The 25,298-nt window shown below is 73.2% G+C and carries 22 protein-coding genes; 13 read left to right on the top strand and 9 right to left on the bottom strand.

What is annotated here, in order from left to right:
• Positions 1-98 precede the first annotated feature (98 nt).
• Positions 99-1,094: an EamA family transporter gene (locus tag ACZ66Z_RS09610; protein ID WP_469933421.1), complete on the top strand. Its 996-nt coding sequence runs from the start codon at positions 99-101 to the stop codon at positions 1,092-1,094.
• Complete coding sequence (locus ACZ66Z_RS09605; RefSeq protein ID WP_469933420.1) at positions 1,091-1,654, top strand: AAA family ATPase; 564 nt, start codon at positions 1,091-1,093, stop codon at positions 1,652-1,654. Before ACZ66Z_RS09610 ends, ACZ66Z_RS09605 begins: the two co-directional genes overlap by 4 nt.
• A gap of 1 nt (position 1,655) precedes the next feature.
• On the opposite strand, the gene ACZ66Z_RS09600 is transcribed toward ACZ66Z_RS09605, so the two are convergent.
• Complete coding sequence (locus ACZ66Z_RS09600; protein ID WP_469933419.1) at positions 1,656-1,868, bottom strand: hypothetical protein; 213 nt, start codon at positions 1,866-1,868, stop codon at positions 1,656-1,658.
• Entirely contained in the window at positions 1,865-2,929 is a 1,065-nt protein-coding gene (locus ACZ66Z_RS09595; protein WP_469933418.1) for a LacI family DNA-binding transcriptional regulator, read from the bottom strand. Before ACZ66Z_RS09595 ends, ACZ66Z_RS09600 begins: the two co-directional genes overlap by 4 nt.
• Positions 2,930-3,049: 120 nt before the next feature.
• Here ACZ66Z_RS09595 and ACZ66Z_RS09590 point away from each other — a divergent pair, with 120 nt between their 5' ends.
• Genes ACZ66Z_RS09590 through ACZ66Z_RS09580 form a run of 3 tightly spaced genes read left to right on the top strand, consistent with a single transcriptional unit; the run spans position 3,050 to position 6,152 of the window.
• The gene (locus tag ACZ66Z_RS09590; RefSeq protein ID WP_469933417.1) at positions 3,050-4,201 is read left to right on the top strand and encodes a Gfo/Idh/MocA family protein; all 1,152 of its coding nucleotides are present in this window, start codon (positions 3,050-3,052) and stop codon (positions 4,199-4,201) included.
• A complete protein-coding gene (locus ACZ66Z_RS09585; protein WP_469933416.1) occupies positions 4,198-5,352 on the top strand; it encodes a dihydrodipicolinate synthase family protein in 1,155 nt (384 codons plus the stop codon). The genes ACZ66Z_RS09590 and ACZ66Z_RS09585 overlap by 4 nt, the downstream gene beginning before the upstream one ends.
• 26 nt (positions 5,353-5,378) lie before the next feature.
• Positions 5,379-6,152, top strand: a complete 774-nt coding sequence (locus ACZ66Z_RS09580; protein ID WP_469933561.1) for a sugar phosphate isomerase/epimerase family protein — start codon at positions 5,379-5,381, stop codon at positions 6,150-6,152.
• A gap of 92 nt (positions 6,153-6,244) precedes the next feature.
• Here ACZ66Z_RS09580 and ACZ66Z_RS09575 read toward each other — a convergent pair whose 3' ends face one another.
• Together ACZ66Z_RS09575 and ACZ66Z_RS09570 are read right to left on the bottom strand one after the other, a co-directional pair.
• Positions 6,245-6,754, bottom strand: coding sequence for a hypothetical protein (locus tag ACZ66Z_RS09575; RefSeq protein ID WP_469933415.1), 510 nt, complete (start codon positions 6,752-6,754; stop codon positions 6,245-6,247).
• A 289-nt stretch (positions 6,755-7,043) separates the two neighbouring features.
• Positions 7,044-7,175, bottom strand: a complete 132-nt coding sequence (locus ACZ66Z_RS09570) for a hypothetical protein (protein WP_469933414.1) — start codon at positions 7,173-7,175, stop codon at positions 7,044-7,046.
• A gap of 136 nt (positions 7,176-7,311) precedes the next feature.
• Here ACZ66Z_RS09570 and recD2 point away from each other — a divergent pair, with 136 nt between their 5' ends.
• On the top strand, positions 7,312-9,537 hold the full coding sequence (gene recD2, locus ACZ66Z_RS09565; protein WP_469933413.1) for an SF1B family DNA helicase RecD2: 2,226 nt from the start codon (positions 7,312-7,314) through the stop codon (positions 9,535-9,537).
• A gap of 179 nt (positions 9,538-9,716) precedes the next feature.
• Positions 9,717-11,006: a citrate synthase gene (locus tag ACZ66Z_RS09560; protein WP_030685223.1), complete on the top strand. Its 1,290-nt coding sequence runs from the start codon at positions 9,717-9,719 to the stop codon at positions 11,004-11,006.
• A 370-nt stretch (positions 11,007-11,376) separates the two neighbouring features.
• Here ACZ66Z_RS09560 and ACZ66Z_RS09555 read toward each other — a convergent pair whose 3' ends face one another.
• Both ACZ66Z_RS09555 and ACZ66Z_RS09550 read right to left on the bottom strand, forming a co-directional pair.
• Positions 11,377-13,590: a heavy metal translocating P-type ATPase gene (locus ACZ66Z_RS09555; protein WP_469933412.1), complete on the bottom strand. Its 2,214-nt coding sequence runs from the start codon at positions 13,588-13,590 to the stop codon at positions 11,377-11,379.
• A gap of 72 nt (positions 13,591-13,662) precedes the next feature.
• Positions 13,663-13,887 (bottom strand): heavy-metal-associated domain-containing protein, encoded by a 225-nt coding sequence (locus tag ACZ66Z_RS09550; protein ID WP_469933411.1) that lies wholly within the window; start codon positions 13,885-13,887, stop codon positions 13,663-13,665.
• 134 nt (positions 13,888-14,021) lie between these two features.
• Between ACZ66Z_RS09550 and ACZ66Z_RS09545 the strand changes: the two genes are divergently transcribed.
• Positions 14,022-15,272: a cation:proton antiporter gene (locus ACZ66Z_RS09545; RefSeq protein ID WP_469933410.1), complete on the top strand. Its 1,251-nt coding sequence runs from the start codon at positions 14,022-14,024 to the stop codon at positions 15,270-15,272.
• Here the strand turns inward: ACZ66Z_RS09545 and ACZ66Z_RS09540 are convergent.
• Positions 15,250-15,903 carry a TetR/AcrR family transcriptional regulator gene (locus tag ACZ66Z_RS09540; RefSeq protein WP_469933409.1) on the bottom strand — a complete coding sequence of 218 codons (654 nt, stop codon included), beginning with the start codon at positions 15,901-15,903 and terminating at the stop codon, positions 15,250-15,252. The genes ACZ66Z_RS09545 and ACZ66Z_RS09540 overlap by 23 nt on opposite strands.
• A 164-nt stretch (positions 15,904-16,067) precedes the next feature.
• On the opposite strand from ACZ66Z_RS09540, the gene ACZ66Z_RS09535 reads away from it, so the two are divergent.
• Positions 16,068-18,380, top strand: coding sequence for an MMPL family transporter (locus ACZ66Z_RS09535; protein ID WP_469933408.1), 2,313 nt, complete (start codon positions 16,068-16,070; stop codon positions 18,378-18,380).
• Positions 18,381-18,446: 66 nt separating this feature from the next.
• Here ACZ66Z_RS09535 and ACZ66Z_RS09530 read toward each other — a convergent pair whose 3' ends face one another.
• On the bottom strand, positions 18,447-18,641 hold the full coding sequence (locus ACZ66Z_RS09530; protein ID WP_469933407.1) for a helix-turn-helix transcriptional regulator: 195 nt from the start codon (positions 18,639-18,641) through the stop codon (positions 18,447-18,449).
• 281 nt (positions 18,642-18,922) lie between these two features.
• Entirely contained in the window at positions 18,923-19,843 is a 921-nt protein-coding gene (locus ACZ66Z_RS09525; RefSeq protein WP_469933406.1) for a sugar phosphate isomerase/epimerase family protein, read from the bottom strand.
• 174 nt (positions 19,844-20,017) lie between these two features.
• Here ACZ66Z_RS09525 and iolC point away from each other — a divergent pair, with 174 nt between their 5' ends.
• From iolC to mmsA, 4 genes are read left to right on the top strand one after another with little or no spacing between them, the layout of a single operon-like run.
• On the top strand, positions 20,018-20,965 hold the full coding sequence (iolC, locus tag ACZ66Z_RS09520; RefSeq protein ID WP_469933560.1) for a 5-dehydro-2-deoxygluconokinase: 948 nt from the start codon (positions 20,018-20,020) through the stop codon (positions 20,963-20,965).
• Between the two features lie 9 nt (positions 20,966-20,974).
• The gene (iolB, locus tag ACZ66Z_RS09515) at positions 20,975-21,787 is read left to right on the top strand and encodes a 5-deoxy-glucuronate isomerase (protein WP_469933405.1); all 813 of its coding nucleotides are present in this window, start codon (positions 20,975-20,977) and stop codon (positions 21,785-21,787) included.
• On the top strand, positions 21,784-23,646 hold the full coding sequence (gene iolD / locus ACZ66Z_RS09510; protein WP_469933404.1) for a 3D-(3,5/4)-trihydroxycyclohexane-1,2-dione acylhydrolase (decyclizing): 1,863 nt from the start codon (positions 21,784-21,786) through the stop codon (positions 23,644-23,646). Before iolB ends, iolD begins: the two co-directional genes overlap by 4 nt.
• A gap of 14 nt (positions 23,647-23,660) precedes the next feature.
• Entirely contained in the window at positions 23,661-25,163 is a 1,503-nt protein-coding gene (gene mmsA, locus ACZ66Z_RS09505; RefSeq protein ID WP_469933403.1) for a CoA-acylating methylmalonate-semialdehyde dehydrogenase, read from the top strand.
• The last annotated feature ends 135 nt before the right edge of the window (positions 25,164-25,298 follow it).

Raw genomic sequence — 25,298 nt, 5'->3', positions numbered from 1 at the left:
AAGCTCCTGGGCGGAGGGGTCGATGAAGGAACGCTTCATCTCACCATGAAGGAATCCGTGCTGGTGCTACACGGTCGGCGGCGGTCATGCTCGACCGCATGCACCCCGCACGCACCGCTCCGGCCGGTTCCGGCCCGGGCCGACTCGCCCCCGCCCACATCGCCCTCGCCGCCCTGGTCGCCGCCGTCTGGGGGGTCAACTTCGTCGTCATCGAGATCGGCCTCGACCACTTCCCGCCGCTGCTCTTCTCCGCCCTCCGCTTCCTCGTCGCCGCCCTGCCGGCGGTGTTCCTCGTCGGCCGCCCGAAGGTCGCCTGGAAGTGGGTCGTGGGCGTCGGACTCGTGCTCGGCGTGGCCAAGTTCGGGCTCCTCTTCACCGGCATGGACCTCGGCGCCCCGGCCGGACTCTCCTCCCTGGTCCTCCAGGTCCAGGCCGTCTTCACCGCCCTCTTCGCCTTCGCCGCCCTCGGCGAGCGCCCCGGACGCCGCAAGCTCGCCGGCATGGCCGTCGCCCTCGCCGGCATCGGCGTCGCCGCCGTCGACGAGGGCGCGGCGGGCTCCGCGACCGGCTTCGCCCTGGTGATCGCCGCGGCGGCCTGCTGGGGCGTCTCCAACGTCCTGACCCGCAGGGCGGCCCCGCCCGACGCGCTCAACTTCATGGTCTGGGTCAGCACCGTGCCCGTCCTGCCGCTCCTCGCCCTCTCCCTCCTCCTGGAGGGCCCCGAGCGCGACCTCGCGGCCCTGCGGGGGCTCGACTGGACCGGCGCCGGCGTCATCGTCTACGTCGCCTGGATCACGACGGTCTTCGGCTTCGGCGCCTGGGGCTGGCTCCTCCGCCGCCACCCCGCCTCCTCCGTCGCCCCCTTCTCGCTCCTCGTCCCCGTCTTCGGCATGTCCTCGGCCGCGCTGTTCCTGGGGGAGGGGGTGAGCCCCCTCCGCTGGTGCGCGGCCGCGCTGCTGGTGGGGGGCGTGGCGCTGACGTCCTTCGCGCCGCGACGGGGCGCGGGAGGGGGGCCGGGACGGAAATCCGTGGCGTCCGACGCGCCCGCGGCCGTATCGTTTCCGCGCCCCGCCGCCGAGGAAAGGCCCGCATGACCTTCGAGGACGTCACCGTCGACAGCGCCGAACCCGCCCCCGCCACGGTCCTGTTGGCGGGCATCCCCGGCAGCGGCAAGAGCACCGTCGCGGCGGCCCTCGCGGCCCGTTTCGCCCGGGCCGCGCACATCGAGGTCGACCACCTCCAGGAGCTGATCGTCCGGGGCGGCCACTGGCCGAGCCCGGACGGCGACCCGGAGGCGGACCGCCAGATCCTGCTGCGCGCCCGCCACGGCTGCCTCCTGGCGGACAGCTTCGCCGCGGCGGGCTTCCTGCCGGTCCTCGACGACGTGGTCGTACGCCGCTCCCACCTGGACTTCTACCGCGCCCACGCGAAGGCGGCCCCGCTCCACGTGGTCGTCCTGGCCCCCGGCCCGGACAAGGCCTGGGAGCGCAACAACGCCCGCCACAAGAAGCTGACCACGAACTGGGCGTTCCTGGACGGGGCCATGCGCGCCGAACTCTCCGGCGAGGGCGTCTGGATCGACAACGCGGAGCAGACGGTCGAGGAGACGGTCGACGCGGTCCTCGCGGCGACGGGCCTGGTGCCGGAGGAGTGACTCAGGCCCCGGAGCGCGGGAACCCGTCGGTCTTCACGGTGGTCTCCCGCCCTTCGAGGGGCGGGACGAGGTCCTCGCCGAAGGGGATCTGCGCCCGGTCCGCGCGGACGCCGGTGCGGGCCGGGTCGCTGTGGAGGGTGCAGGTGTTCCGGGGCGGGGCGGTGATCACGTAGAGCGGGATCCCGCACGCGACCCTCCGTGGGGCGCTCGTCACCACGACAGCGGGCGGTCGCCCCGCGGGCGGTCCGTCGATCCCCGGACCACCAGCTCGCCCGGGACCGTCTCCACGCCGCCCGCCGGGGGCTCCTCCGCCGCCATGGCCAGGCGGCCCGCGCGGGCGCCCGCCTCGTGGAGCGGGAGGCGGACGGTCGTGAGGGCGGGGACCGCGTCCACCGCGAACGGCAGGTCGTCGAAGCCCGCGACCGACACGTCCCCGGGGACGGAGAGCCCCCGCTCCCGCAGGGCCGCGCAGACGCCCAGCGCCACCGTGTCGTTGGCCGCGACGACGGCCGTGAGGTGCGGGTCGCGGGCGAGGAGCTCGGCCGCGGCCCCGTGGCCGGAGCGGCGGTCGTACGGCCCGTGGACCGTCGGGCCCTCGGGGACGCCCGCGGCCGCGAGGGCCTCCCGGTGGCCCTCCAGGCGGTGCCGGGTGGTGGTGCGGTCGGCCGGACCCGCCGCGTAGCCGATCCGCCGGTGCCCGAGGCCGAGCAGGTGCTCGGTGAGGAGGCGCCCGCCGGTGCGGTTGTCGAAGACGAGGGCCGCCGCGCTCGCGTCCCCGGCCACCGGCGGCCGCCCGCACAGCACGACCCGGGTCCCCGCCTCCGCCAGCTTCGTCAGCTTGCCGGCCGTCGCCGCGAGGTGCTCGGGGTCCTCCGGGGAGCCGCCCATGAGGATCACGGCCGCGGCCCGCTGCCGCTGGAGCAGGGTGAGGTAGGTCAGCTCGCGCTCGGGGGAGCCGCCGGTGTTGCAGACGACGGCGAGCTTCTCGCCCCCGCCGCGCCCCGCGGCGCCCTCCCCGATCGCGCTCTGCGCCGCGCTCGCCATGATCCCGAAGAACGGGTCGGCGATGTCGTGGACGAGGACGCCGACCAGGTCGGAGGTGGCGGCGGCGAGGGCGCTCGCGGGGCCGTTGAGGACGTAGTCGAGCTCGTCCACGGCCTTCAGCACCCGCTCCCGGGTCGACGCGGCGACCGGGTAGTTGCCGTTCAGGACGCGGGAGACGGTGGCGGGGGAGACCCGTGCGCGGGCGGCCACGTCCGCCAGGGTGACGGTCATCGCGTGCGTACCTCCAGGGCCTTGTCGGCGGTGATGTCGGCAGGCTAGCGTCATCCTCGATGGAAAGCGCTTTCTATCCCCCTGGGGCGAGGCGCCGGGCACCTCGGAGAGGAACCTTTCGTGACACGCAGGACAGTCCGCATCGCCATGAACGGCGTCACCGGGCGCATGGGCCACCGCCAGCACCTCGTCCGCTCGATCCTCGCCCTGCGCGAACAGGGCGGCCTCGACCTCGGCAACGGCGAGACCCTCTGGCCCGAGCCCGTCCTCGTCGGCCGCCGCGAGCACGCCCTGCGCGCCCTCGCCGAGCGCCACGGCCTCACCGAGTGGTCCACCGACCTCGACGCCGTCCTCGCCGACGACGGCGTCGACGTCTACTTCGACGCCCAGGTCACCTCCGCCCGCGTCGACGCCCTCACCCGGGCCATCGCCGCCGGCAAGCACGTCTACACCGAGAAGCCCACCGCCGCCGACCTCGCCGGCGCCCTCGAACTCGCCCGCCTCGCCACCGAGAAGGGCGTCAAGCACGGCGTCGTCCAGGACAAGCTGTTCCTCCCCGGCCTGCTCAAGCTCAAGCGCCTCGTCGACGGCGGCTTCTTCGGCGAGATCCTGTCCGTGCGCGGCGAGTTCGGCTACTGGGTCTTCGAGGGCGACTGGCAGGACGCCCAGCGCCCCAGCTGGAACTACCGCGCGGAGGACGGCGGCGGCATCGTCGTCGACATGTTCCCGCACTGGGAGTACGTGCTCCACGAGCTCTTCGGCCGGGTCACCTCCGTCACCGCCCAGGTCGCCACCCACGTCCCGCGCCGCTGGGACGAGCACGGCAAGCCCTACGAGGCCACCGCCGACGACGCCGCGTACGGCATCTTCCGGCTGGAGGGCGGCGCCGTCGCCCAGATCAACTCCTCCTGGGCGGTCCGCGTCCACCGCGACGAGCTCGTCGAGTTCCAGGTCGACGGCACCCACGGCTCCGCCGTCGCGGGCCTGCGCGACTGCCGCGTCCAGCACCGGAGCACGACCCCCAAGCCGGTCTGGAACCCCGACGTCCCCGCCGCCCACTCCTTCCGCGACCAGTGGCAGGAGGTCCCGGACAACGCCGCGTTCGACAACGGCTTCAAGGTCCAGTGGGAGCTGTTCCTCCGGCACGTCGTCCTCGACGAGCCGTACCACTGGGACCTCCTCGCCGGCGCCCGCGGCGTCCAGCTTGCCGAGCTGGGCCTGAGGTCGGCCGCCGAGGGCCGCTGCCTGGAGGTCCCGGAGGTGACCCTGTGACGCTCCGCCTGCCGCTTCCGGACGGTTCCACGCGCGCGTACACCCCCCGCGCCGAACCGCTCGCGCTCTCCCCGGCCGGCCCGCCGACCTCCCGCACGGTCTTCTCCGCCGCGCACGTCGTCGCCGACCCGTACGCCGACACCACTCCCGACTCCCCGGCCGCCGTCGACTGGGACGCCACCCTCGCCTTCCGCCGCCACCTCTGGTCCCACGGCCTCGGGGTCGCCGAGGCCATGGACACGGCCCAGCGCGGGATGGGCCTCGACTGGGCGGGCGCGGCCGAGCTGATCCGCCGCTCGGCGGCGGAGGCCCGCGCCGTGGGCGGCCGCGTGGTCTGCGGCGTCGGCACCGACCAACTGACCGGACCGGCCACCCTGCCGGAGGTCCGCGCGGCGTACGAGGAACAGCTCGCCGTCGTCGAGGAGTCGGGCGCGCGGGCCGTCCTCATGGCCTCCCGCGCCCTCGCCGCCGCCGCGACCGGCCCCGAGGACCACCTCGACCTCTACGGCCACCTGCTGCGCCAGGCGGCCGAACCGGTGATCCTGCACTGGCTGGGCCCGATGTTCGACCCGGCCCTGGAGGGCTACTGGGGTTCGTCCGACCTCGACGCCGCCACCGAGACCTTCCTCGACGTGATCGCCGCCCACCCCGACAAGGTCGACGGCGTCAAGGTCTCGCTCCTGGACGCCCGGCGCGAGGTCGAGCTGCGCCGCCGCCTCCCGGAGGGCGTCCGCTGCTACACGGGCGACGACCTCCACTACCCGGAGCTGATCGCGGGCGACGAGCAGGGCTTCAGCCACGCCCTGCTCGGCATCTTCGACCCGCTGGGCCCGCTGGCGGCCGAGGCGGTCCGGATCCTCGACACCGGCGACACGGCGGGCTTCCGCGAGACCCTCGACCCGACGGTCGAACTCTCCCGGCACCTCTTCCGGGTCCCCACCCGCTTCTACAAGACGGGCGTGGTGTTCCTCGCCTGGCTGGCCGGCCACCAGGACCACTTCGCGATGGTCGGCGGCCTCCAGTCCGCCCGCTCGCTGCCGCACCTGGCCCGCGCCTACGAACTCGCCGACGGCCTGGGCCTGTTCCCGGACCCGGCCCGCGCGGAGTCCCGGATGCGCTCGCTCCTCACCGTGTACGGAGTCCCCCGGTGAACCTCGACCGCTTCTCCCTCAACCAGATGACGGTCAAGCAGCTGGCCCTCCCCGACCTCGTGCGGGAGTGCGTCCGGCTCGGCGTCCCGGGGGTGGGCCTGTGGCGCGAACCGGTGCGGGAGTACGGGGTGGGGGCCGCGGCCGCCCTCGTGCGGGACGCGGGCCTGACCGTCACCACCCTCTGCCGGGGCGGCTTCTTCACGAGCGACGGCTGGGAAGCGGACAACCGCGCGGCGATCGACGAGGCGGTGGCGCTCGGCACCGACACCCTCGTCCTGGTCTCGGGCGGTCTCACCCCCGCCTTCCCCGACCTGCCCGCCGCCCGCGCCCGCATCACGGAGGCGATCGGTGCGCTCGCCCCGTACGCGGGGGAGCGGGGCGTCCGCCTGGCGATCGAACCCCTGCACCCGATGTACGCCTCCGACCGGTGCGCGGTCTCGACGCTGGACCAGGCCCTGGAGATCGCGGAGCGCTTCCCCGCCTCCCAGGTCGGCGTCACGGTCGACACGTACCACCTCTGGTGGGACGACCGGGCCCCGGCGGCGGTGGAACGCGCGGGCGCGGCGGGCCGCATCCACTCCTTCCAGCTCGCCGACTGGACCACCCCGCTCCCGGCGGGCGTCCTCAACGGCCGGGGGCAGCTGGGCACGGGCGCGATCGACCTGTCCGCCTGGTCGGCCCTGCTGGAGAAGGCCGGTCACACGGGCCCGGTCGAGGTGGAGCTCTTCAACGACGGCCTGTGGGCGAGGGACGGCGTGGAGGTCCTGGAGGAGACGGTGGAGGCGTTCCTGGCGGTGTGACGCCGCGGGGCGAGGGGTCCTCGGGCGTCCCGGACGGTGCTCCGCCCCCGCCGACGCGGGGGCGGAGCACCGGGCCACCGGATTCCGGCGGGTCAGCAGGGACGGATGTGCCACACCGGCGACCACGAGGCCGTTCCGCTCTGCGGGGCCCTGCTGGTCCACCTCAGGCTGCCGTCCTGGTTGTAGAACTTCGCGACGGTGCCCGAGGTCTGGTTGTTGTTGAAGTACCCGTCGCCGATTCCGGAGAAGTCGTAGTAGCCGCAGTAGTAGTAGTCCCAGCGGTTGCCGTTGCCGTCCTGGATGCACAGGTGCCCGTAGGCGCAGCTGATGGCGGTGGCGTCGGCGGTGCCGGGTGCGGAGAAGGTGACGGACCCTCCGGGCATGGTCGCCCTGCCCTCGGCGACCTGACGTTCGCCCGGGTGGCTCGCCAGATAGGCGTCGACCTTCCGCTGGAGGCCGTCCGCCCGGCCGTCCGCCCGGCCGTCCGCCCGGCCGTCCGCCCGGCCGTCCGCGGGCGCGGCCGACGCGGTGCCGGCCAGCAGTTGACCGGCGACCAGCGCCACGGCCGCACCCGTCGTGGCCAGGCTCTTGATCCACTTCATGGCGATGCTTCCCCTCATGTCGATGGCGTCGACGGCCAGGTCGTGACCGCCGCCCCGAAGGCACGCCCATCGTTCCGGCGGCAGGGGACGCCCTGAAGGGCGAATCCGGACGATCCGGTGGCAAGCGTGACCGTCTTGACGGGGTCGCCCGCACGCCCTTCCCGGGAACCGGCAGCGTGTGCGCGCGGCGGCCGTCACCGACGCAACGGCCGAGCGCGCCGCGTGGCGGAACGACGCCATCCCGGAACCCGACGGCTCGCGTCGGCTCCTCGTGCGGCCGCGGTGGCGGTCACCCGCCCGGGTACCGCACGTCCTGTCGTCCGACCTCCTTGAGCACGCGGGCGACCGCGGCGAAGTCGTCGTCCCCGTGCAGGAGGACCGGGCCGTGATGGACCGCGGTGGCACGGAGCAGCAGATCCACGGCGCCCGCCATGCGGCGCCGGCCGGCGCCGGTCCCGATCCCGGACTCCCGGCGTCGCTGCGCCGCCGGGCCGGCCCCCGGGACGGGAGTCCACGGCCCCGCACCCGTTGTCGGTGGGTTTCGCTACGGTCGAGGCATGTCCAACGAAGGTCGCGGGCCGGCAGTGGTCGAAGGTGTCCTGGAGCGGATCACCTACGCCAACGAGGAGACCGGGTACACGGTCGCCCGGGTCGACACCGGGCGGGGCGCCGGGGACCTCCTCACGGTGGTCGGGGCGCTGCTCGGCGCGCAGCCGGGGGAGTCGCTGCGGATGGAGGGCCGCTGGGGGTCGCATCCGCAGTACGGCAAGCAGTTCGCCGTCGACAACTACACGACCGTCCTGCCCGCCACCATCCAGGGCATCCGGCGCTATCTCGGCTCGGGGCTGATCAAGGGCATCGGGCCCGTCTTCGCCGACCGCATCACGCAGCACTTCGGGCTCGACACCCTCGACATCCTCGAAGAGGCCCCCGCGCGCCTGATCGAGGTCCCCGGGCTCGGCCCCAAGCGGACCAGGAACATCGCCGCGGCCTGGGAGGAGCAGAAGGCGATCAAGGAGGTGATGGTCTTCCTCCAGGGCGTCGGCGTCTCGACCTCCATCGCCGTGCGGATCTACAAGAAGTACGGGGACGCGTCGATCTCGGTCGTGAGGAACCAGCCCTACCGTCTCGCCGCCGACGTGTGGGGCATCGGGTTCCTCACCGCGGACAGGATCGCCCAGGCCGTCGGCATCCCGCACGACAGCCCCGACCGGGTGAAGGCCGGGCTGCAGTACGCGCTGTCGCAGTCCAGCGACCAGGGGCACTGCTTCCTTCCCGAGGAGCGGCTCATCGCGGACGCCGTGAAGCTGCTGCAGGTGGACACCGGGCTCGTCATCGAGTGCCTCGGCGAGCTCGCCGAGGACCCCGAGGGCGTCGTGCGGGAGGTGGTGCCGGGCCCGGAGGGGGCGCCCCTCACCGCCGTCTACCTGATCCCCTTCCACCGGGCCGAGCTGTCGCTCGCCGGGCAGCTCCGGCGGCTCCTGCGGACCGAGGAGGACCGGATGCCGGCCTTCCGGGACGTGGCCTGGGACAAGGCGCTGAGCTGGCTCGCCGACCGGACCGGGGCGACGCTCGCGCCCGAGCAGGAGGCGGCGGTGCGCCTCGCCCTGACCCGCAAGGTCGCGGTCCTGACCGGCGGCCCCGGCTGCGGCAAGTCCTTCACGGTCCGCTCGATCGTCGAGCTGGCCCGCGCCAAGAAGGCCAAGGTCGTGCTCGCCGCCCCCACCGGGCGGGCCGCCAAGCGGCTCGCCGAGCTGACCGGCGCCGAGGCCTCCACCGTGCACCGGCTCCTGGAGCTGAAGCCGGGCGGGGACGCGGCCTACGACCGGGACCGGCCGCTCGACGCCGATCTGGTCGTCGTCGACGAGGCCTCGATGCTCGACCTGCTCCTGGCGAACAAGCTGGTCAAGGCCGTGGCGCCGGGCGCCCACCTGCTGCTGGTGGGGGACGTCGACCAGCTGCCGTCGGTCGGCGCGGGCGAGGTCCTCGGCGATCTGCTCTCCCCCGGCAGCCCCGTGCCGGCGGTGCGGCTGACCCGGATCTTCCGGCAGGCCCAGCAGTCCGGGGTGGTGGTCAACGCGCACCGGATCAACGCCGGCACCCCGCCGCAGACCCAGGGCCTGCCGGACTTCTTCCTCTTCGTCGAGGAGGAGACGGAGGACGCCGCCCGGGTCGCCGTGGACGTCGCGGCCCGGCGCATTCCGGCCAAGTTCGGCCTGGACCCGCGCCGGGACGTCCAGGTCCTCGCCCCCATGCACCGGGGCCCGGCGGGCGCGGGCTCGCTGAACGGGCTGCTCCAGCAGGTGATCACCCCGGCCCGTCCGGACCTGCCGGAGAAGCGGTTCGGCGGCCGGGTCTTCCGGGTCGGGGACAAGGTGACCCAGATCCGGAACAACTACGAGAAGGGGGCCAACGGGGTCTTCAACGGCACGGTCGGCGTCGTCACCGCCCTCGACCCCGTCGAGCAGCGGCTGACCGTGCGGACGGACGAGGACGAGGAGGTGCCGTACGACTTCGACGAGCTGGACGAACTCGCCCACGCGTACGCGGTCACCATCCACCGCTCGCAGGGCAGCGAGTATCCGGCGGTGGTGATCCCGGTCACCATGAGCGCCTGGATGATGCTCCAGCGGAACCTGCTCTACACGGCCGTGACCCGGGCCCGGAAGCTGGTCGTCCTGGTCGGCTCCCGCCGGGCGATCGCCCAGGCGGTCCGTACGGTCTCGGCGGGCAGGCGCTTTACCGCACTCGCCCATCGGCTCACAGGGGACGCCCTCGTGTGAAAGATCACGGAGGACTACCGGAACCGGGGCGAAGGGGGCAGGATATGAAGGTTGGCGGCACTGAGTGCCGCCGAATGGCCCAATGAGCGACCCCGAGTGCACTCTCCTGAGCCAAATGGGGGATGGTAGAGACAGTCAGGGCACCTCGAAGAAGAGGCACTACGTCGGTGAGGGATGACGTGAGCGACAACTCTGTAGTACTGCGGTACGCGGACGGTGAATACACCTACCCGGTGGTCGAGAGCACCGTCGGCGACAAGGGCTTCGACATCGGCAAACTCCGAGCCCAGACCGGTCTGGTCACCCTGGACAGCGGATACGGCAACACCGCCGCCTATAAATCCGCCATCACCTACCTCGACGGTGAGCAGGGCATTCTGCGGTACCGCGGCTACCCCATCGAGCAGCTGGCGGAGCGCTCCACCTTCCTTGAGGTGGCGTACCTGCTGATCAACGGTGAGCTGCCCAAGGTCGACGAGCTGTCGACCTTCAAGAACGAGATCACGCAGCACACGCTGGTCCACGAGGACGTCAAGAACTTCTTCCGCGGCTTCCCGCGGGACGCCCACCCGATGGCCATGCTGTCCTCGGTGGTCTCCGCGCTGTCCACCTTCTACCAGGACAGCCACAACCCGTTCGACGAGCAGCAGCGTCACCTCTCCACGATCCGGCTGCTCGCGAAGCTGCCGACGATCGCGGCGTACGCGTACAAGAAGTCGATCGGCCACCCGTTCGTCTACCCGCGCAACGACCTCGGCTACGTCGAGAACTTCCTGCGCATGACCTTCTCGGTCCCCGCGCAGGAGTACGACCTCGACCCGGTCGTCGTCTCCGCGCTCGACAAGCTGCTGATCCTGCACGCGGACCACGAGCAGAACTGCTCGACCTCCACCGTGCGCCTGGTCGGCTCCTCGCAGGCGAACATGTTCGCCTCGATCTCCGCCGGCATCTCGGCCCTGTGGGGCCCCCTGCACGGCGGCGCCAACCAGTCGGTCCTGGAGATGCTGGAAGGCATCCAGGCCAACGGCGGCGACGTCGACTCCTTCATCCGCAAGGTGAAGAACAAGGAGGACGGCGTCCGCCTGATGGGCTTCGGCCACCGGGTGTACAAGTCCTTCGACCCGCGCGCCAAGATCATCAAGGCGGCGGCGCACGATGTCCTCTCGGCCCTCGGCAAGTCCGACGAGCTGCTCGACATCGCGCTCAAGCTGGAGGAGCACGCGCTCTCCGACGAGTACTTCGTCTCGCGCAACCTCTACCCGAACGTGGACTTCTACACGGGTCTGATCTACCGCGCCATGGGCTTCCCGACCGAGATGTTCACGGTCCTCTTCGCCCTCGGCCGCCTCCCGGGCTGGATCGCCCAGTGGCACGAGATGATCAAGGAGCCGGGCTCCCGCATCGGCCGTCCGCGCCAGATCTACACGGGCGAGGTCCTCCGCGACTTCGTCCCGGTCGAGGCCCGCTGAACCTCGGCTGACGCGCCCGGCGAGTGAGCCGAGCCCCGAAAAAAAGCGAAAAGCGCCCCGCCGCCGATCCCCCCACGGGTCGGCGAGCGGGGCGCTTTCCATATCCCGGTGCGGATTCCCCCCACGGGATCCGGGCCGGGCGTCCGACGCGCGGTCTGCCGGGGTACGTACGGGAGGGCCGCTCAAAGCTCCCCGGTGCACGTGCCCCGGCCGCGCTTGCCTGGGACGTCCCCCAAGACATCCCATGAACGTCCCCCAAGACGTTCTTGGCATCGCCCACTTAGACTCGCGAACAGCCCAGATGGTTACCCCCCAATATCTGTGATCTAGATCTCTTTGTGAAGGTCCTGTGCGTCACACGTAAGCGAATTCACTTGAACCGCCGCAGACGAAGGCTGTTGGAAACGACGAACACGGACGAAAAGGCCATGGCCAGGCCCGCGATCATCGGGTTGAGGAGTCCGGCCGCCGCGAGGGGGAGCGCGGCGAGGTTGTAGCCGAAGGCCCAGCCCAGGTTCCCCCGGATCGTCGCCAGGGTCCGCCGGGCCAGCCGGATGGCGTCCGCCGCGACCCGCAGGTCGCCCCGGACCAGCGTCAGGTCGCTCGCCTCGATGGCCGCGTCGGTGCCCGTCCCCATCGCGAGTCCGAGGTCGGCGCCGGCGAGCGCGGCGGCGTCGTTCACCCCGTCGCCCACCATCGCGACCGTACGGCCCTCCGCCCGCAGCCGCCGGACCACCTCGGCCTTCCCCTCGGGCAGCACCTCCGCGATCACCTCGTCGATGCCCACCTCGGCCGCGACCGCCTCCGCGACCGCCCGGTGGTCCCCGGTGAGCAGCACCGGCCGCAGCCCCAGGGCCCGCAGCCGGGCGACCGCCTCGGCGCTGGTGTCCTTGACGGCGTCGGCGACGGTCAGGGTGCCCCGGGCCACCCCGTCCCAGGCGACGTGGACGGCGCCGGGCTCCGTCGTCGCGGGCGCCTCGACGCCCTCGGCCGCGAGCAGGGCGGCGCGCCCGACGAGGACGAGCCGGCCGTCGACGGAGCCGCGCACGCCGAGCCCGGGCACGTTCTCGAAGGTCTTCGGCACGGGCAGCTCCCCGCAGCGCTCGGCCGCTCCGGCCGCGATCGCGCGGGCGACCGGGTGCTCGGAGGAGTGCTCCAGGGCGCCCGCGAGGCGCAGCAGCTCGGTCTCGTCGGCGGAGTCGGTGCCGTACCGCCCGCCGTGCACGTGCACGCCGGTCAGCCGCATGCGGCCGGTGGTGACCGTCCCGGTCTTGTCGAGGACGACCGTGTCGACGCGCCGGGTGGACTCCAGGACCTCGGGGCCCTTGATGAGGATGCCGAGCTGGGCGCCGCGGCCGGTGCCGACCATGAGGGCGGTCGGGGTGGCCAGGCCCAGGGCGCAGGGGCAGGCGATGATCAGTACGGCGACGGCCGCGGTGAAGGCGGCGGTGACGTCGTCCGTCACGAGGAGCCAGGTCACGAGGGTGGCGAGGGCGGCGAGGAGCACCACCGGGACGAAGACGGCGGAGATCCGGTCGGCGAGCCGCTGCACCTCGGCCTTGCCGCTCTGGGCCTCCTCGACGAGCCGCGCGATCCGGGCCAGCCGGGTGTCGGCGCCGATCCGGGTGGCCTCGACGACGAGCCGGCCCGAGACGTTGACGCAGCCGCCGGTGACGGCGGAGCCGGGGGTGACGTCCAGGGGCAGCGACTCGCCGGTGAGCAGGGAGGCGTCGACGGCGGAGGCGCCCTCGGCGACGGTGCCGTCGGTGGCGATCCTCTCCCCGGGGCGCACGACGAAGAGGTCGCCGGCGCGGAGTTCGCCGACCGGGATCCGCACCTCCGTGCCCGCGCGCAGGACCGCCACGTCCTTGGCGCCGAGCTCCATCAGGGCCCGCAGCGCGGAGCCTGCCTTCCGCTTGGCGCGGGCCTCCAGGTAGCGGCCGAGGAGGAGGAAGGTGACGACCCCGGCGGCGACCTCCAGGTAGATCGCGGAGGAGGCGTGGGCGCGGTCGGCGGTGAGGTCGAAGCCGTGCCGCATGCCGGGCATGCCGGCGTCGCCGAGGAAGAGCGCCCAGAGCGACCAGCCGTACGCGGCCAGGGTGCCGACCGAGACGAGGGTGTCCATGGTGGCGGCGCCGTGCCGGAGGTTGGTCCAGGCGGCCCGGTGGAAGGGCAGTCCGCCCCAGACGACGACGGGGGACGCGAGGGTGAGCGAGAGCCACTGCCAGTCGTCGAACTGGAGCGAGGGGACCATGGCGAGCAGGACCACGGGCGCCGCGAGGAGCGCGGAGACGACGAGCCGCTGCCGGAGGGAGGCGAGCTCGGGGTCCTCCGGCTCGTCCGGCCCGTCCGGCTCTTCCACCGGCGGGGCGGGTTCCTCGGCGGTGTAGCCGGTCCTCACGACGGTGGCGATCAGTTCGTCGACGCCGACGTCCGGCGCGTGTTCGACGCGCGCCTTCTCCGTGGCGTAGTTGACGGTGGCGGTGACGCCGTCCATCCGGTTGAGCTTCTTCTCGACGCGGGCGGCGCAGGAGGCGCAGGTCATCCCGCCGATCGTCAGCTCGGTGACGGTGGTGCTGGGCATGTGCGGAGTCCAAAGGGGAGCAGGGCCGTACCAGGTAACGGTACGGCCCTGCGGTGCCTGTTCGGAGGGCGGTCAGACCAGCTCGTAGCCGGCCTCGTCCACGGCGGCGGCGACGGCCTCGCGGTCGAGGGCGGCGTCGGAGACGACGGTGACCTCGCCGGTCCTGGCGACGGCGGTGACGGAGGAGACGCCGGGGAGCGCGGAGATCTCGCTGGAGACCGCGCCCTCGCAGTGGCCGCAGGTCATGCCCTTGACCTGGTAGACGGTGGTGAGTTCGGTCTTCGTCTCTGCGGACATGGCGCTCTCCTCCTGGGGATTCAGGGTCTTACGGGCACGAGGTTATACCCCTGGGGGGTATAAATTCCACTCTTGGGCGACGGGGGCGGGCAGGGCGGCCGGGTTCCGGCCCGCCCCCATGGTAAATACCCGACATGTCGCATTCGGGGAGCACGCTCATCCTGATCATGGCGATCGCCGTCCTGGCGCCGCTGCTCGCCTACGCGGTGGGCCGCAGGCTCCCCGTCCCCCTCGTCATCTTCGAGATCCTGCTCGGCATCCTCATCGGCCCCGACGTCCTGGACTGGGCCCGCACCGACGCGCTGATCGACGGGCTCTCCCAACTCGGTCTCGCCATGCTGATCTTCCTCGCCGGGTACGAGATCGAGTTCGGCAAGGTGCGCGGCGACACCCTCCGGCGCTCCGTGTGGGCCTGGACGATCGCCCTCGGCCTCGGGCTCGCCACCGGTGTCCTGCTCGGCGGCGGCTACACCAAGGGCGTCTTCATCGGCGTCGCCCTGACCAGCACCGCGCTCGGCACCGTCCTGCCGGTGCTGCGGGACGCCGGCGACCTCCAGGGGCGGTTCGGCTCGGTCGTCATGGCCTTCGGGGCGGTCGGCGAGTTCGGCCCGATCATCGCGATGGCGCTGCTGCTCAGCGGTCGGGGCGCCGCCGAGTCCACCGCCGTCCTCGCCGTCTTCGCCGCGCTCACGGCGGGGGCCGTCCTCTGGGCGCTGCGGCCCCGCCCGCCGTGGTTCTCGAAGGTCATCGCCAAAACCCTGCACAGCAGCGGCCAGTTCGCGGTCCGCTTCGTCTTCCTGCTGCTCGCCCTGATGCTCGGGGCGTCGACGGCGCTCGGACTCGACGTGCTGCTCGGCGCCTTCGCCGCCGGACTCGTCACCCGGCTCGTGCTGACCGGGGCCGCGCCCGACTCCGGCCCGCAGATCCTGGAGAAGATCGAGGGCGTCGGCTTCGGCTTCCTCGTCCCGGTCTTCTTCGTCGTCACCGGGATCGAGTTCGACCTCCGCTCGCTCCTCGACGGGGGCAGGATCCTGCTCCTGCTGCCGGTCTTCCTGGCGCTCTTCCTGGTCGTGCGCGGCGGGCCGATCTGGTTCCTCGCCCCGCGCGACCTCGGCCGCGGGGACCGGGCCGGCCTCGTCCTGTACGGCTCCACGGCGCTGCCCCTCGTCGTCGCCATCACCACCATCGGCGTGGACGACAAGGAGATGACGGCCGGCGAGGCGGCGGCGCTCGTCGGGGCAGCCATGCTCTCCGTCCTCGTCTTCCCGCTGCTCGCGATGAAGCGGCGGGCGCGGGCGGGACCGGGGGAGGGGACGGGCGAGGGGACCGGCTCCGGCGGGAAGGCGCGGTCCTCGGAGTCGGTCAGCGGGTCGGAGGCGTGGTGACCGGGGCCCCGGCCAGCGGGGAGAGGTAGCGCAGGAGGACGGTCTTCAGCTCGGCGATCGTCGCGTCCCGCTCGGGGCCCTCGGGTGCGGCCAGGACGAGGCCCAGTCCGCCCTTGAAGATCGCGAAGGTCATGCCGGCGGTGCGGGCGCGCTCGGCGGCGGACAGCCCCGGGGCGTAGTGCGCGATCACCCCCTGCACCGAGGTCAGCAGGCCGGCGTGCAGCGCGTCGTGCTCCTCGGCGATCCGGCCCGGCACCTCGGAGCCGTGCATCAGGGCGAGGAAGACGGGGTTCTCGCAGTTGAACGCGATCAGCGGGTCGACGACGACGTCCAGCATCTCGGGCAGCGGCAGGGCGAGGTTCTCCGGGGTGAACGCCTGGCCGTGGGCCTCCCGCATCTCGTTCAGGAGGCGCTCGCCGAGCTCTATCGCGATGGCCTCCTTGTTCGGGAAGTACTGGTAGAGCGTGCCGGGCGAGACGCTCGCCTCCCGGGCGATCGCGTTGGTGCTGGTCGCCGTGTAGCCGGACGCGCAGAAGACCTTCGCGGCGGCCTGGAGCAGCTGCGCGATGCGGCGTTCGCCACGGGCCTGGCGGCGGCGCGGCTTCGGTTCTTCGGACACGTCTCCGGACATGGCTGTCCCCAGCTCTCCTCGGCACGTTTGACAAACACGAGAGGTCGCTCGCATTCTTGTGAAACGCGAGTGATCGCTCGTGTTTGCCAGTCTATGGCAATGGGCGGCCCCTGCGACCTGCCGGGAAGCGCGTGCAAGGGCCACGGTGAAGGGGACACCGCGTCATGTCCGAAGTCAAGAAATCAGCGCCCGGGGGCGGACGCGGCGGCGGATGGACGCGGTTCGTCACCGCCCGGCCCCGCCTCACCCTCCTCGTGGCCCTCGTGCTCACCGCCCTCGCCGTCCTCGCGGGCGGCGGAGTCGCCGACCGCATGGGCAGCGGCGGCTGGGAGGACCCGGCGGCCGAGTCCACGTACGCCACCAAGGCCCTGGAGCGGCAGTTCCCCGGCTCCCAGCCGAACGTGCTCCTCCTCGTCGACGCGGGCGGCGCCGAGGCCGCGAGTGGTACCGGAACCACGGGCGGCACCAAGCCCGCGGGCGGCACCGGAACCACGGGCGGCGCCCGGACCACCGGAGGAGTCGCCCTCGTCGACGCCCCCGCCGTCGCCGCCGAGGCCCGGAGGCTCACCGAGCGGCTCGACGCCGAACCGGGCGTCGAGGGCGTCGGCTCCTACTGGTCCACCGGCTCGCCCGCCCTCCGCTCCGAGGACGGCCGCCGGGCCGTGATCGCCGCCCGCATACCCGGCGAGGAGAAGGACGCCGCCGCCGTCCTCGACCGGATCGCCCCGACCTACCGGGGCGTCCACGGCCCCGTCGAGGTCTCCCTCGGCGGCGGACTCGCCGTCCGCCACGAGATGCAGACCGTCATCCAGGAGGACCTGCTGCGGGCCGAGCTCATCGCCCTGCCCGTCACCCTCGTCCTGCTCGTCATGGTCTTCGGCAGCGCCGTCGCCGCCCTCCTGCCGCTCGGCGTCGGCATCGTCGCCATCCTCGGCACCAACGCCGTCCTGCGCGGCATCACCGAGTTCACCGACGTCTCCGTCTTCGCGCAGAACCTGACGACCGCCCTCGGGCTCGGACTCGCCATCGACTACGCCCTGTTCGTCGTCCGCCGCCACCGCGAGGAGCTCGCGGCCGGCGCCGACACGTACACCGCCGTCCGCACCACCCTGCGCACGGCGGGGCGGACCGTGCTCTTCTCCGCCCTGACCGTCGCCGTCTCGCTGGCCGCGATGCTGGTCTTCCCGCAGTACTTCCTGCGCTCCTTCGCGTACGCCGGGATCGCCGTCGTCCTGCTCGCCGCCACCGCCGCGCTCACCCTGCTCCCGGCCGCCCTCGTGCTGCTCGGCGACCGCGTCGACGCCCTCGACCTGCGGCGCCTCCTCCGGCGCGGCCGGGCGCCCGAGGAGACCGGCGACGGCGCGGGCTGGGGGCGGGCCGCCGCCCTGGTGATGCGCCGGGCGCCCGTCTTCGCCGTCGTCACCACCGCCGGACTCGTGCTCCTCGGGACGCCGTTCCTGGGCGTGAGGTTCGGCACCGCCGACGACCGCCAGCTCCCCGTCACCGCCTCCTCCCGGGTCGTCCAGGACGCGCTGCGGGACGGCTTCCCCGGCAGCCCGGGCGGTGGCGTCACCGTCCTCGCCGAAGGGACGGCCACCCCCGCCCAGTACGCCGACTACCGCGAGCGGATCTCCGCCCTCGACGGCGTCGCCCGGGCCGAGGGGCCCGTCACCGCCGGCGGCGGCGCCGCCTACTTCACCGTGGTGCCCGACGGCGAGACCGTCGGCGCCGACGCCCAGCGGATCGTCGGGGAACTGCGCGCGGCCGAGGCGCCGTTCGCGACCTCCGTCACCGGACCGGCCGCCGTCCTCGTCGACTCCAAGGACGCCATAGCCGAGCGGCTGCCCTGGGCGGCCGGGATCATCGTCCTCGTCACCCTGCTCCTCGTCTTCCTGCTCACCGGCAGCGTCGTCGTCCCGGTCCAGGCCGTCCTGCTCAACGCCCTCAGCCTCACGGCGATGTTCGGCGCCGTCGTCTGGGTCTTCCAGGAGGGGCACCTCGCCGGATTCCTCGGCTTCACCCCCACCGGCGACATCGAGACCACCCTGCCCGTCCTCATGTTCTGCGTGGCCTTCGGACTCTCCATGGACTACGGGGTGTTCCTGCTCTCCCGCATCAAGGAGGAGTACGACGCCACCGGCGACCACGAGCGCTCCGTCCGCTTCGGGCTGCGCCGCACCGGCGGACTGATCACCGCCGCCGCCGTGATCCTCGCCGTCGTCATGGTCGCCATCGGCACCTCCCGCGTCACCAACACGAAGATGCTCGGACTCGGCGTCGCCCTCGCCGTCCTCATGGACGCGATGGTCGTCCGCAGCCTCCTCGTCCCCGCCGTGATGAAGCTGACCGGCCGCCTCACCTGGTGGGCGCCCGGACCGCTGCGCCGCTTCCACGACCGCTTCGGCATCAGCGAGGCGGACGCCCCCGCCGACGGCGGTGCCGACGCCGACGAGCGGGCGTACAGCGCCGTCCGCTGACCCCGTGACGGCGGGACGCCGGGCCCGGTGGGGGAACCGGGCCCGGCGTCCTCGTCCGCGGGCGGCTCAGCGGCGGCCCCGGTTGCCGGGGCGGTTCGCGACCCAGGCGCGGATCGTGTCCGCGTACCAGTAGGGCTTGCCCGACTCCACGTGGTCGGGCGCCGGAAGAAGCCCGTGCTTCCGGTAGGAGCGGACCGTGTCGGGCTGCACCTGGATGTGCGCCGCGATGTCCTTGTACGACCAGAGCCTTCTGTCCGTCATGCCCGGTACCTCCCTGCGCGCCGCGCAGCGGCGGCGGGGGTGCCGTTCGGGGGCGCTGCGGGCGGGCGGTTGCGATCAAGCGATCGATCAGCCTGTGCCCCGTGCAACGTCCTTCCCGACAGGAGGAGAGCGGCTGTCGCGGGCCTGTGACGCGAAGCCCGCGTAAGGGAGACATGCGTGACGGAAGAGGGACCCGTGTGACGGAAGCGGCACACGGGCCCACCGGCGCGTCCGCGTGCGTCACCCCTGGCCGGAGCGGTATGCGCCGGGCCGCGCGCTCCTCACACGCCGCAGGAGCGGAGGAAGTCCCGGGTCCGCAGGGCGATCGGGTACGGCACGTCCGGCTCGCACGGGTACATGTCCTGCTCCACGATCGCGAACAGGTCCACGTCCAGCGCCGACGCGGCGGCGAGCACCGGTTCCAGCGCGGGCACCCCGGACGGCGGCTCGCACATCACGCCCCGCGCCACCGCGGGCCCGAACGGCACCCCCTCGGCCACCACCCCGGCCAGCACCTCCGGATCGACCTGCTTGAGGTGGAGGTAGCCGATCCGCTCCCCGTACCTCTCGATCAGCTCGACGCTGTCCCCGCCGGCGTACGCGTAGTGCCCGGTGTCCAGGCAGAGCGCGACCGCGTCCGGATCGGTGGCGTCGAGGAAGCGCGTCACGCTCTCCTCCCCGTCGATGTGGGTGTCGGCGTGCGGATGGACCACGATCCGCAGCCCGTACCGCTCGCGCACCTCCCGTCCCAGCCGCTCCGTCAGCCGGGTCAGGTCCCGCCACTGCCCGGCGCTGAGCGTCGGATCCTCCAGGACCTCGCCCGTCCGGTCGTCCCGCCAGAACGACGGGATGACGACCAGGTGGCCCGCGCCCATGGCCTGCGCCAGGGCCGCGTTCTCCGCGACGTGCGCCCAGGTCCGGTCCCAGACGTCCGGGCCGTGGTGGAGGCCGGTGAAGACGGTCCCCGCCGAGACCCGCAGTCCGCGCCGCGCGGTCTCCTCCGCGAGGACGGCCGGATCGGTGGGCAGATAGCCGTACGGACCCAGCTCGATCCACGCGTAGCCGGCGCCCGACACCTCGTCGAGGAAGCGCTGCCACGGCACCTGCCGGGGATCGTCGGGGAACCACACCCCCCACGAGTCGGGGGCCGATCCGATGCGGATCCGGGACGGTGGCGACGGCTGCGGCGACGGCTTCGTCATGAGTGCCACCTTGGCGGCGCCCCGACAACACCGTCAAGCGGTCCGTCCGGTCGTCCGAATGTCCGGACATATCGTTGACACGCCTCCCGGCGGACGACTAGACCTGGGGACGGAGCCGGGGACGGCCCGACCGAGAGGTGGCGCGTGGAGACGGAGCCCTACGACCTGATCGCCATGGGACGCCTCGGCGTGGACCTCTACCCGCTCCAGACCGGCGTCGGACTCGACCGGGTCGAGACCTTCCGCAAGTTCCTCGGCGGCTCCGCGGCCAACGTCGCCGTCGCCGCCGCCCGCCTCGGCCGCCGCACCGCCCTCGTCTCCCGCACCGGCGCCGACCCCTTCGGCACCTACCTGCGCCGCGAGCTCAAGGGCTTCGCCGTGGACGACCGCTGGGTGACCGAGGTCCCCGAGCACCCCACCCCCGTCACCTTCTGCGCCCTCTTCCCGCCCGACGACTTCCCGCTGTACTTCTACCGCCGCCCCCGCGCCCCCGACCTGGAGATCCGGCCGCACGAGCTGGACCTCGACGCGATCCGCGCCGCCCGCGTGCTCTGGACGACCGGCACCGGCCTGTGCGCCGAACCCAGCCGCACCGCCACCCTGGAGGCGCTGCGGGCCAGGTCCGGCCGGGGGACGACGGTCCTCGACCTGGACTGGCGGCCCGTGTTCTGGACGGACCCGGCGGCGGCCCGCCCGCACTACGCCGAGGCCCTGCGGCACGCGACCGTCGCCGTCGGCAACCTCGACGAGTGCGAGGTCGCCACCGGCGAACGGGAACCGGAGGCCGCCGCCCGCGCCCTCCTCGCGACCGGCGCGGTCCGGCTCGCCGTCGTCAAACAGGGCCCCGCGGGCGTCCTCGCGCTCGCCGCCGACGGGAGCCGGGCCGAGGTGCCGCCGCTGCCGGTCGAGGTCGTCAACGGACTCGGAGCGGGCGACGCCTTCGGCGGGGCGCTCGTCCACGGACTGCTCGCCGGCCGGGACCTCGCCACGGTCCTGCGCCACGCGAACGCCGCCGGCGCGATCGTCGCGGGCCGCCTCGCCTGCTCCTCCGCCATGCCGGACGCCGCGGAGATCGCCGAAGCCCTCGCGGCGGGCAGCGGCACCCTGCCGGAACGGGGGTAGGGATCCGCCATGGAAACGAGCCTCCACCTCCCCGCCGGGACCACCGCCCACGGGCCGTACGCCGTCGACATCGACCCCGGGCGGGCCGGATGGGCGTACTCCGCGCTGCGGGTCCTCGCCCTCGGACCGGGGGAGGTCCACTCCTTCGAGAGCGGGGATTCCGAATGGGTCGTGCTTCCCCTCTCCGGTGCCTGTAGCGTGCGCGTCGACGGCGAGATCATCGAACTCCTGGGCCGCGCGAGCGTGTTCGACGGAGCGAGCGACTTCGCCTACGTGCCCCGCGACGCCCACGCCCAGATCGCCTCCGGCGCGGGAGGCCGCTTCGCTTTGGCAGGAGCGAAGTGCGAGCGACGACTCCCCGCCCGCTACGGCCCCGCGCCGGAGGTTCCCGTCGAGACCCGGGGCCGCGGCAACCGCACCCGCCGGGTGCGGAACTTCGCCTCGGCGGACGCCTTCGCCTGCGACCGGCTCATCGCCGTCGAGGTCGTCACGCCCGGCGGGAACTGGTCCTCCTACCCGCCGCACAAGCACGACGAGCACCACCCGGGCGCCGAGTCCGTCCTGGAGGAGATCTACTACTACGAGATCGCCGGCCCCCACGGCCTCGCCTACCAGCGGATCTCGCCCTCCCGGCCCGGCGGCTCCGAGCTCCTCGCCGAGGTCCGGGACGGCGACGCGGTCCTCGTCCCCGACGGCTGGCACGGGCCCTCGATCGCCCAGCCGGGGCACGACCTCTACTACCTCAACGTCATGGCGGGCCCCGGCGCCGAACGGGAGTGGAGGATCTGCTTCCACCCCGACCACACGGAGGGATACGCATGAGGCTCACCGTCGCGCAGGCCCTCGTCCGCTTCCTCGCCGCCCAGCACACCGAGCGCGACGGCGTCCGGCAGCGGCTCGTCGCCGCCACCTGGGGCATCTTCGGCCACGGGAACGTCGCCGGGATCGGCCAGGCACTGGTCGAGGAGCAGCACATGCCCTTCCACCAGGGCCGCAACGAGCAGGCCATGGTGCACGCCGCCGTCGGCCACGCCCGCCGGACGAACCGGCTCTCCGCGCACGCCGTCACCACCTCCATCGGGCCCGGCGCCACCAACCTCGTCACCGGCGCCGCCCTCGCCACGATCAACCACCTCCCGGTGCTGCTCCTGCCCGGCGACACCTTCGCCGGCCGCCCCGCCGACCCCGTCCTCCAGCAGCTCCAACTCCCTTACGCGGGCGACGTGTCCGTCAACGACTGCCTCCGCCCCGTCTCCCGGTACTTCGACCGGGTCACCCGGCCCGAGGCCCTGGTCCCGGCCGCCCTCGCCGCCGTCCGGGTCCTCGCCGACCCCGCCGAGACCGGCGCCGTGACCCTCGCCCTGCCCCAGGACGTCCAGGCGGAGGCGTACGACTGGCCGGAGGAGTTCTTCGCCGAACGGGTCTGGCGGATCCGCCGCCCCGCCCCGGACGAGGACGAACTGGCCGCGGCGGCCGCGGCGATCGCCCGGGCCGCCCGCCCGCTGATCGTCGCCGGCGGCGGCGTCCGGTACAGCGGGGCCGAGGAGGCGCTCTCCGACCTCGCCGCACGGACCGGCATCCCGGTCGCCGCCACCCAGGCCGGCAAGGGATCGCTGCCCCACGGCCACCCCCAGGACGTCGGCGGCGTCGGCCACACTGGCACCGCCGTCGCCGACCACCTCGCCCGCACCGCCGACCTGGTCGTCGGCGTCGGCACCCGGTGGACCGACTTCACCACCGCCTCCGGCACCCTCTTCGGCCACCCCGACGTACGGTTCGTCAACCTCAACATCACCGCCTTCGACTCCCACAAGATGGCGGCGCTCCCGCTCGTCGCGGACGCCCGGGAGGGCCTGGAGCGGCTCCGTGCGCTCCTGGAGCGGCACCGGGTCACCGCGCCCTACGTCCACGAGTACGCCGAGGGGAAGCTCCACTGGGAGGCCCGCGTCGACGCCGCGTACGCCGTCCCCGACGAGGAGGCCCGCCCCACCCAGACCCAGGTCCTCGGCGTACTCGACACCCTGGTCGACACGAGCGACATCCTGATCAACGCCGCCGGCTCGCTCCCCGGCGACCTCCACAAGCTGTGGCGGACCCGCTCCCCGGAGCAGTACCACGTCGAGTACGGCTACTCCTGCATGGGCTACGAGATCCCCGCCGCCATCGGCGCGCTCCTCGCCGCGCCCGGCCGACCCGTCTGGGCGCTCGTCGGAGACGGGACGTACCTGATGAATCCCACCGAGATCGTCACCGCCGTGCAGGAGCGGCTCCCACTGAGACTGGTGATCCTCCAGAACCACGGGTACGCCTCCATCGGCGGCCTCTCCGAAGCCGTCGGCGCCGAGCGGTACGGCACCGACTACCGTCTGCGGGCCGACGACGGAAGCTTCACCGGCCCCCCGCTCCCCCTCGACCTCGGCGCCAACGCGGCGTCCCTCGGCATGCGCGTCCTGCGCCCCCGTACCATCCGTGACCTGCGGGAAGCCCTCGCGGACGCCCGGGCGGCCACCGATCCCACATGTGTCTACGTCGAGACCGAAACGGCAGACAGTGTGTCGGGCCCGCCTCCGGCCCAGGCGTGGTGGGATGTGCCCGTGGCCGAGACCTCGACCCGCCCGTCGGCGGTCAAGGCCCGCGAGGAGTACGACCGGCACGTCACCGCCCGACGCCGCCATCTCTGAAGGAGTAACTCGTCATGACGAAGAGCGTCCACCACTGGATCGGTGGCAAGACCGTCGAGGGCACGTCGGGCAACTGGGGCCCGGTCACCGACCCGGCCACCGGCGCCGTCACCACGCGGGTCGCCCTCGCCTCGGTGGAGGAGGTCGACGCGGCCGTCGCCGCCGCGAAGGACGCCTTCGCCACCTGGGGCACCTCCTCGCTCGCCCAGCGCACCACGATCCTCTTCAAGTTCCGCGCGCTGCTCGACGCCAACCGCGACGCCATCGCCGAACTGATCGTCGCCGAGCACGGCAAGGTCCACTCCGACGCGCTCGGCGAGGTCGCCCGCGGCCTGGAGATCGTCGACCTGGCCTGCGGCATCACCACCCAGCTCAAGGGCGAGCTGTCCACCCAGGTGTCCAACCGCGTGGACGTGGCCTCCATCCGCCAGCCCGTCGGCGTCGTCGCCGGCATCACGCCCTTCAACTTCCCGGCCATGGTGCCGATGTGGATGTTCCCGATCGCCATCGCGACCGGCAACGCCTTCATCCTCAAGCCCAGCGAGAAGGACCCGTCGCCCTCCCTGAAGATCGCCGAGCTGCTCGCCGAGGCGGGCCTCCCCGACGGCGTCTTCAACGTCGTCCACGGCGACAAGGTGGCCGTCGACCGCCTCCTGGAGCACCCGGACGTCTCCGCGATCTCCTTCGTCGGCTCGACCCCGATCGCCAAGTACATCCACACCACCGCCTCCGCCAACGGCAAGCGCGTCCAGGCGCTCGGCGGCGCCAAGAACCACATGCTGGTCCTCCCCGACGCCGACCTCGACGCCGCCGCCGACGCGGCCGTCTCCGCGGCGTACGGCTCCGCCGGCGAGCGCTGCATGGCGATCTCCGCGGTCGTCGCCGTCGGCTCCATCGGCGACGAGCTCGTCCAGAAGATCCGCGAGCGGGCCGAGAAGATCAAGATCGGCCCCGGCGCCGACCCCACCTCCGAGATGGGTCCGCTCATCACGGCCGTCCACCGCGACAAGGTCGCCTCCTACGTCCACGGCGCGGCGGACGAGGGCTGCGAGGTCGTCCTCGACGGCACCGGCTACACCGTCGAGGGCCACGAGGACGGCCACTGGATCGGCCTCTCCCTCCTGGACCACGTGCCGACCACGGCCAAGGCCTACCAGGACGAGATCTTCGGCCCGGTCCTGTGCGTGCTGCGCGCCGAGACGTACGAGGAGGGCCTCGCCCTCATCAACGCCTCGCCGTTCGGCAACGGCACCGCGATCTTCACCCGCGACGGCGGCGCCGCCCGCCGCTTCCAGCTGGAGGTCGAGGCCGGCATGGTCGGCGTCAACGTGCCGATCCCGGTGCCGGTGGGCTACCACTCCTTCGGCGGCTGGAAGGACTCGCTCTTCGGCGACCACCACATCTACGGCAACGACGGCGTGCACTTCTACACCCGCGGCAAGGTCGTCACCACCCGCTGGCCGGACCCGTCCGAGGCCCCGGCGGGCGTCGACCTGGGCTTCCCGCGCAACCACTGACGGGCCCCGTCCCGAGAACGGCCCCCGGGGTGCCGGACAGCACACCCCGGGGGCCCTCCCGCGTACAGCGGACGCGGTACGCGGACCGTCCCGCGTACGACCCGAGAAGGCCCCCGGTCTCCCTCCGCGGACAGC

The organism is Streptomyces sp. NPDC107498, from assembly GCF_055582805.1.
Note: the sequence above shows the minus strand (reverse complement) of the source record. Positions and strands in the feature narration are given on the sequence as shown.

Bases quoted from the DNA above. Each gene is read 5' to 3' on its own strand.
- ACZ66Z_RS09610 (WP_469933421.1), top strand. From the start codon at position 99: ATGCACCCCGCACGCACCGCTCCGGCCGGTTCCGGCCCGGGCCGACTC.
- ACZ66Z_RS09605 (WP_469933420.1), top strand. From the start codon at position 1,091: ATGACCTTCGAGGACGTCACCGTCGACAGCGCCGAACCCGCCCCCGCC.
- ACZ66Z_RS09595 (WP_469933418.1), bottom strand. From the start codon at position 2,929: ATGACCGTCACCCTGGCGGACGTGGCCGCCCGCGCACGGGTCTCCCCC.
- ACZ66Z_RS09580 (WP_469933561.1), top strand. From the start codon at position 5,379: ATGACGGTCAAGCAGCTGGCCCTCCCCGACCTCGTGCGGGAGTGCGTC.
- ACZ66Z_RS09575 (WP_469933415.1), bottom strand. From the start codon at position 6,754: ATGAAGTGGATCAAGAGCCTGGCCACGACGGGTGCGGCCGTGGCGCTG.
- recD2 (WP_469933413.1), top strand. From the start codon at position 7,312: ATGTCCAACGAAGGTCGCGGGCCGGCAGTGGTCGAAGGTGTCCTGGAG.
- ACZ66Z_RS09555 (WP_469933412.1), bottom strand. From the start codon at position 13,590: ATGCCCAGCACCACCGTCACCGAGCTGACGATCGGCGGGATGACCTGC.
- ACZ66Z_RS09550 (WP_469933411.1), bottom strand. From the start codon at position 13,887: ATGTCCGCAGAGACGAAGACCGAACTCACCACCGTCTACCAGGTCAAG.
- ACZ66Z_RS09545 (WP_469933410.1), top strand. From the start codon at position 14,022: ATGTCGCATTCGGGGAGCACGCTCATCCTGATCATGGCGATCGCCGTC.
- ACZ66Z_RS09540 (WP_469933409.1), bottom strand. From the start codon at position 15,903: ATGTCCGGAGACGTGTCCGAAGAACCGAAGCCGCGCCGCCGCCAGGCC.
- ACZ66Z_RS09535 (WP_469933408.1), top strand. From the start codon at position 16,068: ATGTCCGAAGTCAAGAAATCAGCGCCCGGGGGCGGACGCGGCGGCGGA.
- ACZ66Z_RS09530 (WP_469933407.1), bottom strand. From the start codon at position 18,641: ATGACGGACAGAAGGCTCTGGTCGTACAAGGACATCGCGGCGCACATC.
- ACZ66Z_RS09525 (WP_469933406.1), bottom strand. From the start codon at position 19,843: ATGACGAAGCCGTCGCCGCAGCCGTCGCCACCGTCCCGGATCCGCATC.
- iolC (WP_469933560.1), top strand. From the start codon at position 20,018: ATGGGACGCCTCGGCGTGGACCTCTACCCGCTCCAGACCGGCGTCGGA.
- iolB (WP_469933405.1), top strand. From the start codon at position 20,975: ATGGAAACGAGCCTCCACCTCCCCGCCGGGACCACCGCCCACGGGCCG.
- iolD (WP_469933404.1), top strand. From the start codon at position 21,784: ATGAGGCTCACCGTCGCGCAGGCCCTCGTCCGCTTCCTCGCCGCCCAG.
- mmsA (WP_469933403.1), top strand. From the start codon at position 23,661: ATGACGAAGAGCGTCCACCACTGGATCGGTGGCAAGACCGTCGAGGGC.